The sequence below is a fragment of the Lactobacillus sp. WILCCON 0058 genome (assembly GCF_057198005.1).
In genome coordinates this window covers 287,487-300,063 of sequence record NZ_JBUBHM010000001.1, presented here as the reverse complement: position 1 = coordinate 300,063, position 12,577 = coordinate 287,487, and the positions used below count along the sequence as shown (strand labels likewise).

Here is a 12,577-nt window from a genome sequence, read left to right as displayed (position 1 = left end):
TATCATACTCAAATTATAACATAGAAAAGCACATCAATGCAAGCAAAGATGTGCTAAAAATGTAGTATTTTTGCGGGTTTAGAGCACTTGATTAGGCGACTTGAGTTTGATTGGCCTGGGAAGTTAGCACTAAAACAAAATTTAGTCAGGAATGGACTGGAGTTGCCCTTCTTTTTAAACCGCAATCTACTTTTAAAGAAGTGCACGAAAAAAGCACTACCATTTGGTCTCTTCTTCCATCATTATATAAAAAAGAAAGTAGTTTAATTTTTAAGTTGATCACCGTATCTCTACTGGTGACCATAATTGATATTATCAACTCTCTTTTTTTACAAGAACTGATTGATACTCTTATTCCAAGAGGAAATTCCAATTTAATTACTATCTTTTCTTGTAGTTTGTTAACAGCTTATATAGCCAGTTCTATTTTTTCTTTTGAGCAAAATCTTCTATTAATTCGGCTAGAGCAAAAATTATCTAACAAGCTAAATTTCAAATACCTAGAGCACCTTTTCCAATTACCAATAAACTTTTTTACTACTCGAAAGACCGGTGAAATCACTTCACGTTTTTCTGACACTGGACATATCGTTGAAGCTTTAGCTAATTTGACCGTCTCCTTCCTTCTCGACTTAACCATCATCATTACTGTCAGCTTTATCCTATTCTTTCAGAATAGACATCTTTTCATTTTGGCTATTCTTTCAATCCCACTATTTTTGATAGCCATTATCTGCTTTAGTAAAAGATTTGATCGACTCAATAATGAACAAATGGAGAGCAATTCGGAAGTTTCATCTGCAATTATTGAAAGTATCGAGGGGATGGAGACAATCAAAGCCTTTAATGGAGAGCAACAATATTTGAAAAATCTCAGCGATAAATACCTTCATTATCTTCAAAAGAATTTTGAATATGGAAAAATGGCTGCTTATCAAAATACCATAAAAACTTTTATCGAAACTTCTTTAACTCTGCTAATTTTATGGTTTGGCTCAAGAGACATCATCGGTCATTCAATGTCAATCGGTCAGCTAATAGCTTTCAACTCTCTACTAATTTATTTTTTCGAGTCTATCAAAAACATTATAGGTCTTCAGCCTACAATCCAATCAGCTCAAGTAGCCCAAAAGAGGTTAAATGAAGTTTATGCTGTAAAACCAGAAAATTTTACTCCAACAACAATTACTGCCCGCGATCAAATTGATGGAACTATTCAGCTCCAAGACGTTTTCTATCACTACAATTTTAATAAGGATACCTTGAGAAATATCAACTTCCAAATTGAAAAGGGCGAAAAAATTACAATTGTTGGAATGAGTGGCTCAGGTAAATCTACATTGGCTAAGCTGCTCGTTGGCTTTGATTATCCAAGCAAGGGCAAATTGACATTTAATCATTACCCTATCAGGAAAATTGAACATCACTTACTCCGCAATTATATTAACTATACTCCTCAAAACTCTAACATTTTTTCGGGAACAATTAGAGACAACCTTCTACTCGGTTCACCTAATTCAATCTCAGAGCAACAATTAATAGATGCTTGTAAAGTTGCTGAAATCTTTCAAGATATTGATAACCTGCCTCTTAAGTTTGATACTCAACTTGACGAACAAGGAAAAATGCTATCCGGTGGGCAGAAGCAACGCATTGCAATTGCGCGTGCGCTTTTATCATCAGCTACTGTTTTAATTTTTGATGAAATCACGAGTGGCCTTGATACCATTACTGAATCTAAAATTGTTAGAAATCTACTCCAAATTCCAGATAAAACAATTATCTTTATTGCACACCATCTTTCTACCGCACAACAATCAGATCGAATCATAGTACTACACCAGGGCGAAATCGTAGAGCAAGGTAAGCCTAACGACTTACTTGACCAACACGGTTACTACTACAACCTAATTAAAAATTCATAGAAATGAACGCACTCCAAGTCTTGAAGTGCTTTTTTACTATTTAGCAATCATTGAAAATACGCAATATTTCCCGTAAGATTGAAGAAGATTGACTAAGAAATAGAAAGGAAAATATATGACTAAGCACGAATTAAATTCCGAATTGCTGGACCAATTTAGCCGGCAATTTAACGCCGACCCCAAAAAACAAGTCATCAGCCGGGCTGTTAGCCGGTCGGGCCTCCAAGAAGCGGCCTACAACTCTGCCGCTGAGCACAACCACACCTTTTCTTTAGAGCTGGACACTGACAATGTCACCAACCAAAAGCAGTCCGGCCGCTGCTGGCTCTTTTCAACCTTAAATGTTGTCCGCCACAACTTTGGCAAGAAGAACAAGGACAAGAACTTCACTTTTTCCCAAAGCTACAACTTCTTCTGGGATAAGATTGAACGGGCCAACTACTTCTACGACCGAATCATCAAGACCGCTGACCGCCCCTTAGACGACCAGACAGTGCGCGGCTACTTTGACTGGTGCCAAACCGACGGTGGCCAGTGGCACATGGCCGCCTCCCTAATTAAAAAGTACGGCGTCGTCCCAACTTACGCCATGCCGGAAAGCTTCAATAGCGAACACTCCGCCGTCTTAGACCAAATCCTAGCTGACAAGGAACGTAAAGATGCCCTAGCCTTGCGCGAATTAGCCCAAAAAGACGATCAAGAGGCCCTAGAAGCTGCCCGGGTGCGTTTCCTTGGCGATATCTACCAAATCATGGCTACGGCCTTGGGAGAGCCTCCTAAGACCTTTGACCTGGAATTTCGGGACGATGACCAAAATTACCACCTAGACAAGGACCTCACTCCCCTTGCCTTTTACCAAAAATACTGTGACACCGACTTAGATGACTACGTTGTCTTGGCCAACGCCCCTGACCACCCGCTAAACCGGGTCCTCCACCTGGGCTTTGAAGACAACATCCAAGGCGGCTACCCAAACCTCTTCATCAATGTGCCGATGGAATACCTGGAACAGGCCACGGTTGAGCAGTTAAAGGGCGGCGAAGCAGTCTGGTTTGGCAATGACGTCCTCCGGCAAATGGACCGGAAGACCGGGATGATGGACCTAAAGCTTTACCAATATGACGCTTTGCTTGGCATTGACACCCACTTGTCCAAGGCTGACCGCCTGCGGACCGGGATCGGCGAATCTTCTCACGACATGGCTATTGTCGGTGCCGACATTGATGGCGGCCACATCCGCAAGTGGAAGGTAGAAAACTCCTGGGGCGACAAGTCCGGGGAAAAGGGTTACTTCACCATGAGCGCTGACTGGTTCAGAGAATACACCTACGAGGTTGCCGTGCAAAAGAAGCACGTGCCAGCTGAAATTCTGGACCTGCTCAAGAGTCAGCCGATCGAACTTGATCCTTGGGATTCTTTGATTTAAATAAGCAAAAAGTTGTTAGAACTGCAAATTAGTTCTAACAACTTTTTTACTGGTCGATTTCAATTATTCTTTCTTAAATATATTTTGAACTTGCGTGAGAATATTATCAAATTGAGCCATATCATGGATATGACCTATAACTTTGCCTTTTCTAGCTAAGAAGTCATACGATAATAGCTGCAACAATAAAGCATCACCATTGGTTCTACTTGCAAAGTCAACTACTGGAAACCTAAAGGGATCCTCCCGATGTACATGCGTGAGTGCCAAACCAATTACTAAACCTGATCTTGCATTATAGACATCACGACTGACTATCAGAAAGCGCCGCCTAATGTTACCTTTTTGTGGATCATGCCCGCCCATTTCATGTCCTGCATGTGGTTCAGCATCGATGATGATTATATCTCCTTGATGAACGTCAATCATCCTTCGGTAATTCCCTTCCAACAGGCTTTAATTCACGAGGGTTATAGCCCAAATCATGATATTCTTCCGCGATCAGCTGTTCATAGTCCAGATTATCGTAGCTAGAATCTGACCAGATATCATGCTTGCTCTCTTCTTTGACCGGCTTATGTTCATTATTTGCTTTAACAACCATACTATCACCTCTACCCACAGTATAACGATAGTCATACTGATTAGCACTTATAAAGAACTGAATCCTTGGGATTCCTTGATTTAAGCAGGTATGTTAACATTGACTTATTAATATTAAAACAAAAGGAGAAAAAACACATGAGTCACGAATTAACTCTGCAGGAATTGGCGGAATTCAGCGCCAATTTCAATGCTGACCCGAAGAACCAAGTCATCGCCCGTGCCGCCGCCAGAAGCGGGGTTCTGGAAGCTTCCTACAACGAACGCGTGGCTGGCCGCCTGACCCGGGTCTTTTCAACTGAGTTGCCGACGGACAACGTTACCAACCAAAAGCAGTCCGGCCGCTGCTGGCTTTTTTCAACCATGAACATCTTGCGCCACAACTTCGGCGCCAAGCACAAGGCCAAGAACTTCACCCTGTCCCAAAGCTACAACTTCTTCTGGGACAAGCTGGAAAGAGCCAACCTCTTCTATGAAAAAGTGATCGAAACCGCTGGTAAGCCATTAGACGACCGGGAAGTCCGCAGCTACTTCGACTTCGCTGGCCACGACGGCGGCCAATGGCACATGGCCATCTCTTTGGTCAAGAAGTATGGTGTCGTACCAAGCTACGCTATGCCTGAGAGCTTCAACACTTCCGCTACGGCCGGCTTGGCCAGCGCCTTGGCTGACAAGGAAAGAAAAGATGCCCTGGCCTTGCGCCGCCTGGCTCAAGCAGGTGACCAGGAAGGGCTGGAAAAGGCCCGCAAGACCTTCTTAAACGAAATCTACCGGATGGTCGCTATCGCCGTTGGTGAACCGCCAAAGACTTTTGACCTGGAATACAGAGACGACGACAAGAACTACCACCTGGAAAAGAACTTGACTCCAGTTTCCTTCTTCAACAAGTACTTTGACGTCGACCTGGACGACTACGTCGTCTTGACCAACGCCCCAGACCACGAATACGGCAAGCTCTACCACCTGGGCGCTGAAGATAATGTTGAAGGCGGCAGCCCGATCCTCTTCTTGAACGTACCGATGGAATACCTGGAACAAGCCGCTGTTGCCCAATTAAAGGACGGGGAAGCTGTCTGGTTCGGCAACGACGTCCTGCGCCAAATGGACCGCAAGACCGGCTACCTGGACACTGACCTCTACAAGTTGGATGACCTCTTTGACGTTGACCTCAGCTTGTCCAAGGCTGACCGCCTGGCTACCGGCGTTGGTGAAGTTTCCCATGCCATGACTTTAGTCGGGGTTGATGAAGACAATGGCGACATCCGTCAATGGAAGGTGGAAAACTCCTGGGGCGACAAGTCCGGGGAAAAGGGCTTCTTCGTCATGAGCCACAACTGGTTCAAGGAATACGTCTACGAAGTTGTTGTCCACAAGAAGTACTTGACCAAGGACCAGCAGGAACTGCTCTCTTCAACTCCTGTTGAGCTTGCTCCTTGGGACTCATTGGCTTAATACTAGCTTTTTAAGCGCGAAAAAACCGCTCAGTTCTCTAACAGAACTTGAGCGGTTTTTGCTTTGAACTTAATCCTTGCTCTTGAACTGGTCACCAGCCAAAGCCCGGTAGAACTCAGCGTGAGCCGCATTGTAGTAAGGCACCAGCCAGAGGAAGCCGATCCCCAAGGACAGGACGGCTAGAATGTCCCAGCCAATAAAACTCAAGTCGAAAACAAACAGTTCCCACTTGTGCCCGTCCATCAGTTTCCGGCTCTTGGTGATCGCCTCAGTTGGCTCTGGCTCCTTGCCGGCACCCAGCATATCCTTCAAGATGTATGGCGCCATGGAGTAGCTGAGGCCCTTGATAATCCCGGGAATTACCAGCAACAGAGTCCACATGGCCGTAAAGAACATGGTCAAGAAGGTGGTTAAAAAGGTCGGCAAAAAGCGGCTGTTGGTAAAACCGGAAAAAATCCCGGTAAAGATATTAGTCTTCTCTTCCTTGTCGACCAGGTGCAGGTAGGTATAAGTTACCCCCGCAATGATCAAGGCGCTTAAAAGAGAGCCGACTACGCTCGTGCTCACTGAGACGGCACTGATGTTACTCCCCTGCACGGCCGTGAAGCCAGCTGGTACCCCGTTAAAAATCCCGGAGAAGACAGCGGTCATGAAAGTCAGACCAACTGCCCAGCCCCACTTGCCCTTTAGCTTGCTCTTGGCCGCGGCCTTCAAGGCCGGGCGGTCAATTGTTACATTTGCATCTTCCATCATAAATACCCCCGAATTCGAAAGCTGCCCTTTAGGCAGCACTGTTATCTTGTCATAATTATATCATAGCAAGGATATCCTTATCAGTTAAACAGACAAAAATGGACAAAAAATAGACGAAAGACAAAAAGAGAGCTCGCTAGAGCTCTCTTTCTTTATCTGCTTTATCAAACTACTTTTCGTAGCTTTGGGCAACCTTTTCGTAGTAGGCAACTTCATCGTCAGTACACTTAACAAAGTGGCCTGGACGGATTTCATGCATGGACCGTTGGTCGTCCTTGCCGTCGCCTTCGAACTTGCCGTATTCGTAGTCGATCCGCTTGCGTGACCGTTCGATTTCTGGGTCCGGCTGCGGCACGGCTGAGATCAAACTCTTGGTGTAGTCGTGCAGCGGGTGGTCGTAAACTTCATCAGCACTGCCGACTTCCAAAAGCTTACCGTAGTGCATAACCCCGATCCGGTCGGAAATGAACTTAACCATGGACAAGTCGTGGGCGATGAAGAGGTAGGTCAAATCGCGCTGCTTCTTCAAGTCGATCATCAAGTTGACAACCTGAGCTTGAATGGACACGTCCAAGGCTGAAATTGGTTCGTCGGCCACGATGAACTTCGGTTCAACGGCCAAGGCCCGGGCGATACCGATTCTTTGCCGCTGACCACCGGAGAATTCGTGTGGGAAACGGGAAGCGTGGTTACGGTTCAAACCAACCGTTTCCAGCAGGTCTTCAACTCGCTTGCGCCGTTCTGCCTTGTCCTTGACCAAGTGGTGGATGTCCAGCCCTTCCGCGATAATGTCTTCAACCGTCATTCTTGGGTTAAGGGAAGCGTATGGGTCCTGGAAGATCATCTGCGCGTCGCGGCGGAAAGCCAATTGTTCCTCGCGGCCATGCAGCTTGGTCACATCCTTGCCTTCAAAGAGGACTTCACCGGCCGTTGGCTTGTACAGCTGCAAAATTGACCGGCCAGTGGTGGTCTTACCAGAACCTGATTCACCAACCAGGCCGAAGACTTCACCTTCATAGATGTCGAAGCTGACGTCGTCGACACCCTTAGTGACGGTGCGCCCGTTCTTGAAGTATTGCTTCAAGTGCTTGACCTCTAAAATCTTTTTTCTTTCTTCTGGCATATTCTGCTTCTCCTTTAATCCTTGTCAGCTGCTTGCAGTTCCTTGTAGTGGGCCCAGCGACGCACGATTTCATCAGGCGGAGTAACCTTTGGCGCGTCTGGGTGCAGGAGCCAGGTAGCAGCTTGGTGGGTTTCTGAAACCTTGAAGAACGGCGGCTTCATTTGCGCGTCGATCTTCATCGCGTACTTGTTTCTCGGGGCAAATGGGTCGCCCTTTGGCGGATCAAGCAAGTCTGGCGGGGTCCCTGGGATTGATTCCAGCTTTTCACTGGTCAGGGTCGGCATGGAGTTGATCAAGCCCCAAGTGTAAGGGTGTTGCGGGTTGTAGAAGATTTCGTCAACCGTCCCCTTTTCCAAAAATTCCCCAGCGTACATAACGTTAACGCGGTCAGCCATCCCGGCAACGACACCCAAGTCGTGGGTGATGAAGATGATAGAAGTCTTGACTCTCTTTTGCAAGTCCTTCATCAAGTCCAGGATTTCCGCTTGAACAGTAACGTCCAAGGCAGTGGTTGGTTCGTCGGCCAAAAGGATTTCCGGTTCACAGATCAAGGCAATGGCGATAACGATTCTTTGCCGCATACCACCAGAGAATTGGTGCGGGTATTGGTTGATTCTTTCTTCAGCGTTCGGAATACCAACGGCCTTCATCATTTCCAAGGCCTTGGCCCAGGCTTCCTTCTTGGAAGCACCTTTGTGCTTGATCAATGGTTCAGCGATCTGCTGGCCAATCTTCATGGTCGGGTCCAAAGAAGTCATTGGGTCCTGGAAGATCATGGCGATCTGGTTACCACGGATTTGCTGCCATTCCTTTTCGGAAATCTTCAGCAGGTCCTTGCCGTGGAAGAGGATTTGCCCGCCCATGATCTGGGAGTTCTTGGCCAAAAGCCCGATGATGCTCCGGGTGGTAACAGACTTGCCTGAACCGGATTCGCCAACGATCGCTAAAGTTTCACCTTCATCAAGGTGGAATGAAACGTCACGAATGGCCTTAACTTCACCAGCGTAAGTGTGGAAGTCGATCTTTAAGTTTTTAACGTCTAAAATTCTATTTGCCATATGTTCGTCTCCCTTATCTTTGGCCCTTAGGGTCGAAGGCATCACGCAGACCGTCGCCGAGCAGGTTGAAGGCAATCATCAAAACGCAGAGGACTGCAGCTGGGTACCACATTTGGTATGGCAGGAACTGGAAGTTCTTCTGCCCTTCGTTCAAAAGCACACCCAGAGAAGTTTCAGGAGCAGAAATACCGATACCGATGAAACTCAGGAAGGCTTCGAAGAAGATGGCACTCGGGATGGTGTACATGGTTTGAATGATGATGATACTGGACAGGTTTGGAATCAGGTGCTTGGTAGCGATCTTAAAGGTTGATTCACCCAAGGACCGGGCCGCCAGAACGTATTCTTCATTCTTCAAAGACAGTGTCTCGGCACGGATCTGCCGGGCCATCGTGGTCCAGGATGAAATAGCCAGGGCCAGGATGATGGAAGTGATACCAGGCTTCAAAACAACCAGCATCAAAACAACGATAACCAGAGTTGGAATTGAAGAAATGATTTCGATGATCCGCTGCATGATGTTGTCAGTCATGCCGCCCTTCCAGCCAGAGATGATCCCGTAGGTAACACCGATGGCCAGGTCAAAGAAGGCAGCGACAATGGCAACAATCAAGGAAATCTTGGTACCATAGATGATTCTTTGTGCCAGTGACCGGCCCAGGTAGTCGGTCCCGGCAACGAAGTACTTGCCAGCTGGCACTGATGCGTAAGCGTCAGTCCAAACGCCGTTTTGCTTGATCTTACCGTTCAAGCCGTTGAGCCAGTCAAAGCCCTTCCACTTGGCAGGCAGGTTGGCATATTGCGGAGCTGACTTAACCAAGCTGGAGTTGTTGATCCAGAAGCTGGAGCCAAAAGCGATAACCACCATCACGATGATGATTACGGCTGAAATCACGGCTGCCTTGTTGCTCTTGAATCTGATCCACACGTTCTGCATGAAAGAAAGTGAGGGACCTGAAATGTGTTCCGCGCTTTGCGTGTCACCCTTTTCCACGTGTTCAAAGGATTCAGGTGTGATCTTTACGTTACTTGCATCTTGATCCATTGATTTTAACCTCGCTTTCCATTAATCAGTCAATCTGATCCGTGGGTCGATCAGACTGTAGACGATGTCAGTAATCAGCAGGATTACCACCAGGCCGAAGCAGTAAACCATACTTACGCCCATGATGGTTGGGTAGTCGTTAGTCAAGATTGACTTGGTGAACTGTTCCCCGATCCCAGGAATGTTGAAGATGTTTTCGATAACCATTGAACCAGTCATCAAAGCAACTGCGTATGGCCCGATCAAGGTAACCAATGGAATCATTGAGTTACGCAGGGTGTGCTTTCTGATGACTTCGATCCGGCTGAGGCCCTTGGCCTTGCCCAGTTCAACGTAGTCAGAACTCAAGGTATCGACCATTTCCGTTCTGATAAATCTGGCTGTTTCGGCCAGCGGCCCTACCGAGAGGGCAATTGTCGGCATGACCGTCTGTGATACTTCACCCCAGCCGGCGATTGGGAACCAGCCGAGCTTCAAACCGATGTAGTATTGAAGCAATACCGCCAGAACGAAGTTAGGAACAGACTTACCGATGATGGAAACGATCGTCGCGGTTGAGTCGATCCAAGTCCCTTGGTTCATGGCAGCGATTGAGCCGATGATGATCCCCAGGATAACCCCGACAACCAGAGCCTGCAGACCCAGTTGAGCTGAAGCGCCCAAACGTGCCCCGATCAGAGTAGAAACAGGCTGGTTGCTGTATTGGAAGGAAATCCCAAAGTCACCATGGGCGGCGCCTGCCAAGTAGGTAATGTATTGTTGGATAACAGGTTTGTCCAAGCCGTATTGCTTGTTCATAATCGCCTTTTGGGTAGCCGTCATCTTTGCTTCGTTGGCGTACGGAGAACCTGGCATCATCTTCATTAAGAAGAAGGTAATCGTCGCAACGAGGAACAAAGTGAGGATCATGTAGAAAATACGTTTTAGTAAGTATTTAGCCATAGTATTGCTCCTTACACTTTTTCGCTTTAATCAGCATTACATTTTTAATGTTTTTCTTATTATACCAAAAAATAAAGAAATTACCATACGATGATATAAAACTGTAGCCCTAAAAGTCAAGCACTACGGGCTTTTTGTCCGTTTTTTCCGTCATTTGGCAACTAACTTAAACTTTGCTTTTTTCTTTTTTGAGTCTATCTGGAACTTAGACTGTGCTTTTTAAAATAAGTGTTCGGCTAAGATAATAATGTTAGTCTTTTTTCTGCAAAAAGCTAATTTTCTTAACTTTTTGTTCCAGAAGCCCCTCGCCTGCTCCCCTCCTTTTAGTCAAAAATTTTCTATTCCCGGACATAAATCCCGAAATAAAGAAAAAGTTGAGCGTTATTGCTAACATCTCAACTTTCAATTATACCACGGTTAAATTTTAATTTTTCACCGCGTAAGTCGTCTTAAAGTCAGGGTATTCGCCATTGAAGACCAGGTTCTTGATAGTTGGTCTGATCATCCAAGCCTGGCCCATGTGGTAAAGCGGGCTGATGGCTTCCTGGTCGATCAGGATCTTTTCAGCCTTGAGCAAGGCCTTGCGGCGCTTGGTCTTGTCCATGGTCAAAGACGCTTGGACGGCCTTGTCGTATTCCTTGTTCTTCCACTTGCCGAAGTTGTAAGTCTGCCCTGACTGCATGTAAGCCAGGAAGTGGTATGGGTCTGGGAAGTCGCTGGTCAAACCGCCTAAAACGACGTCAAAATTATTGGCAATTTGCCGGGAAACCCGGGTCGTCTTTGGCAGGTTGTTGACGGAAACGGTCATCTTGCCGCCAAAAGCCTCAGTCAAGGCGCTCTGGATGAACTCAGTCTGCTTCTTGTAGCTGTCGTCGTCATCCGCCATCAAAGTGAAGGAAACCTTCTTGACGCCTAATTCCTTCAAGGCCTTCTTGAAGTAGCTGCGGGCGGACTTGAGGTCGTATTCCACGTACTTGTTCACGCTGGAGTTGGCACTTTCAGCTTCCTGGGCAAAATTCTTCCCGTCTAAGACCACATTGGTGGCTGAGAAGGTCTTGGCCTGGGTGTTGTAGGTACCGATCGTGGACAGGAGCTGCTTGCGGTTGATGGCCATGGAGATGGCCCGGCGCAGGTTGGCGTTGCGGAAGATCTTTTTCTTCTTGTAGTTGTAGCAGAGGTAAGTGGTGTTACCCAAAGTCAGAACCCGGTAGCCCTTCTTGCCTTTCATGCTTTTTGCCGCCTGGGTGTCCAGGATGGCCGCGTCCAGCTTCCCGGTCTGGTAGAGGTTGTAGTCAGTTGATGGGGTCTTCTGGACGCTGTAGTTGATGGTCTCCAGCTTAACAGCCTTTTTATCCCAGTAATACGGGTTCTTAGCCAGCTTCCAGGTCAGGTTGGACCCAGTCCAGCCCACGGACTTGAAAGGCCCGTTATAGACGGCGTAGGCGGATTTGGTCCCGTAGCGCTTGCCGTACTTCTTGACAGCCTTGGAGTCCAGGGGCTTCAAGCTGATAGCCGTAACGACCTTAAAATAAGGAATCTTCTTTTCAAAAGTCACGACCAGCTTGTACTTGCCTTCGGCCTTGACGCCCAGGCTAGACGGCTTCTTCTTGCCTTCAGAGATCTTGATGGCGTTCTTGATACCCTCATAGTTATTGACCTGGCCGGAAGCGGTCTTGGGGTCAACCTGCCGGCGCCAGGCGTAAACAAAGTCTTCTGCCGTTACCGGGTCCCCGTTTGACCACTTGGCATTCTTTCTCAAGTAAAAGGTCCAGGTCAGACCGTCTTTAGAGGTCGTGCTCTTGGTGGCCACGCCTGGAATAGTCTTGGAGTCCTTGCCCAGCCGGTAGAGGCCTTCATAAGTGTTGGCGATCTGTTCCTCACTGGCCGTGTCGTCGGCTTTGGCCGGGTCCAGGCTCTGCAGTTCAGAAGTCGTCATCCAGTTGATTGACTTTTCATAGCCGCTGCTGGACACGGGCTTGGCTGACTTGGTCGCGGTCTTGCTGCAGGCCGCCAGCAAGAAAGCGCCGGATACGGCAACAGTTGCCGTCAGAAGCTTTTTAAAATTACTCACTGTCTTATCCTCTCTCTTAGTCAAAAACTTGTTGTAAAACACATCTTTTAGCAATTCATCAGCATCTAATCATTCTCTCATTATAAAATATTTCCCAGCCTGTGACAAATCAAAAAATATAAAAAACAGGAAATAGCCAAAATAACATATAGGGAAAAAAGAAAACGGAGCCGGAGCTC

General features: G+C 47.0%; 11 protein-coding genes. 3 read left to right on the top strand and 8 right to left on the bottom strand.

The features are described 5' to 3' along the window. Window positions 1-110 precede the first annotated feature (110 nt). Together ACYVUU_RS01400 and ACYVUU_RS01395 are read left to right on the top strand one after the other, a co-directional pair. Window positions 111-1,925 carry a peptide cleavage/export ABC transporter gene (locus tag ACYVUU_RS01400; protein ID WP_484499747.1) on the top strand — a complete coding sequence of 605 codons (1,815 nt, stop codon included), beginning with the start codon at window positions 111-113 and terminating at the stop codon, window positions 1,923-1,925. A gap of 115 nt (window positions 1,926-2,040) precedes the next feature. Beyond that, window positions 2,041-3,351, top strand: a complete 1,311-nt coding sequence (locus tag ACYVUU_RS01395) for a C1 family peptidase (RefSeq protein WP_484499746.1) — start codon at window positions 2,041-2,043, stop codon at window positions 3,349-3,351. Window positions 3,352-3,414: 63 nt separating this feature from the next. Here the strand turns inward: ACYVUU_RS01395 and ACYVUU_RS01390 are convergent, their stop codons facing one another. Next, window positions 3,415-3,780, bottom strand: a complete 366-nt coding sequence (locus ACYVUU_RS01390) for a type II toxin-antitoxin system PemK/MazF family toxin (RefSeq protein ID WP_439775267.1) — start codon at window positions 3,778-3,780, stop codon at window positions 3,415-3,417. Then, window positions 3,773-3,955 (bottom strand): hypothetical protein, encoded by a 183-nt coding sequence (locus ACYVUU_RS01385; RefSeq protein ID WP_484499744.1) that lies wholly within the window; start codon window positions 3,953-3,955, stop codon window positions 3,773-3,775. Before ACYVUU_RS01385 ends, ACYVUU_RS01390 begins: the two co-directional genes overlap by 8 nt. Window positions 3,956-4,092: 137 nt before the next feature. On the opposite strand from ACYVUU_RS01385, the gene ACYVUU_RS01380 reads away from it, so the two are divergent. Continuing rightward, window positions 4,093-5,406 (top strand): C1 family peptidase, encoded by a 1,314-nt coding sequence (locus tag ACYVUU_RS01380; protein WP_484499743.1) that lies wholly within the window; start codon window positions 4,093-4,095, stop codon window positions 5,404-5,406. A 69-nt stretch (window positions 5,407-5,475) separates the two neighbouring features. On the opposite strand, the gene ACYVUU_RS01375 is transcribed toward ACYVUU_RS01380, so the two are convergent. The 6 genes from ACYVUU_RS01375 to ACYVUU_RS01350 form a co-directional block, all read right to left on the bottom strand. Continuing rightward, window positions 5,476-6,159 carry a DUF975 family protein gene (locus ACYVUU_RS01375; protein ID WP_484499742.1) on the bottom strand — a complete coding sequence of 228 codons (684 nt, stop codon included), beginning with the start codon at window positions 6,157-6,159 and terminating at the stop codon, window positions 5,476-5,478. A 169-nt stretch (window positions 6,160-6,328) separates the two neighbouring features. Continuing rightward, entirely contained in the window at window positions 6,329-7,282 is a 954-nt protein-coding gene (locus ACYVUU_RS01370) for an ABC transporter ATP-binding protein (RefSeq protein WP_439775261.1), read from the bottom strand. Between the two features lie 14 nt (window positions 7,283-7,296). After that, window positions 7,297-8,340 (bottom strand): ABC transporter ATP-binding protein, encoded by a 1,044-nt coding sequence (locus ACYVUU_RS01365; RefSeq protein WP_484499741.1) that lies wholly within the window; start codon window positions 8,338-8,340, stop codon window positions 7,297-7,299. Between the two features lie 13 nt (window positions 8,341-8,353). Further along, a complete protein-coding gene (locus ACYVUU_RS01360; protein ID WP_439775260.1) occupies window positions 8,354-9,385 on the bottom strand; it encodes an ABC transporter permease in 1,032 nt (343 codons plus the stop codon). 21 nt (window positions 9,386-9,406) lie between these two features. After that, on the bottom strand, window positions 9,407-10,327 hold the full coding sequence (gene opp3b, locus ACYVUU_RS01355) for an oligopeptide ABC transporter permease (protein ID WP_484499740.1): 921 nt from the start codon (window positions 10,325-10,327) through the stop codon (window positions 9,407-9,409). A gap of 424 nt (window positions 10,328-10,751) precedes the next feature. Continuing rightward, window positions 10,752-12,398, bottom strand: coding sequence for a peptide ABC transporter substrate-binding protein (locus tag ACYVUU_RS01350; RefSeq protein WP_484499739.1), 1,647 nt, complete (start codon window positions 12,396-12,398; stop codon window positions 10,752-10,754). Window positions 12,399-12,577: the final 179 nt, after the last annotated feature.

Bases quoted from the DNA above. Each gene is read 5' to 3' on its own strand.
- ACYVUU_RS01395 (WP_484499746.1), top strand. From the start codon at position 2,041: ATGACTAAGCACGAATTAAATTCCGAATTGCTGGACCAATTTAGCCGG.
- ACYVUU_RS01390 (WP_439775267.1), bottom strand. From the start codon at position 3,780: ATGATTGACGTTCATCAAGGAGATATAATCATCATCGATGCTGAACCA.
- ACYVUU_RS01385 (WP_484499744.1), bottom strand. From the start codon at position 3,955: ATGGTTGTTAAAGCAAATAATGAACATAAGCCGGTCAAAGAAGAGAGC.
- ACYVUU_RS01380 (WP_484499743.1), top strand. From the start codon at position 4,093: ATGAGTCACGAATTAACTCTGCAGGAATTGGCGGAATTCAGCGCCAAT.
- ACYVUU_RS01375 (WP_484499742.1), bottom strand. From the start codon at position 6,159: ATGATGGAAGATGCAAATGTAACAATTGACCGCCCGGCCTTGAAGGCC.
- ACYVUU_RS01370 (WP_439775261.1), bottom strand. From the start codon at position 7,282: ATGCCAGAAGAAAGAAAAAAGATTTTAGAGGTCAAGCACTTGAAGCAA.
- ACYVUU_RS01365 (WP_484499741.1), bottom strand. From the start codon at position 8,340: ATGGCAAATAGAATTTTAGACGTTAAAAACTTAAAGATCGACTTCCAC.
- ACYVUU_RS01360 (WP_439775260.1), bottom strand. From the start codon at position 9,385: ATGGATCAAGATGCAAGTAACGTAAAGATCACACCTGAATCCTTTGAA.
- opp3b (WP_484499740.1), bottom strand. From the start codon at position 10,327: ATGGCTAAATACTTACTAAAACGTATTTTCTACATGATCCTCACTTTG.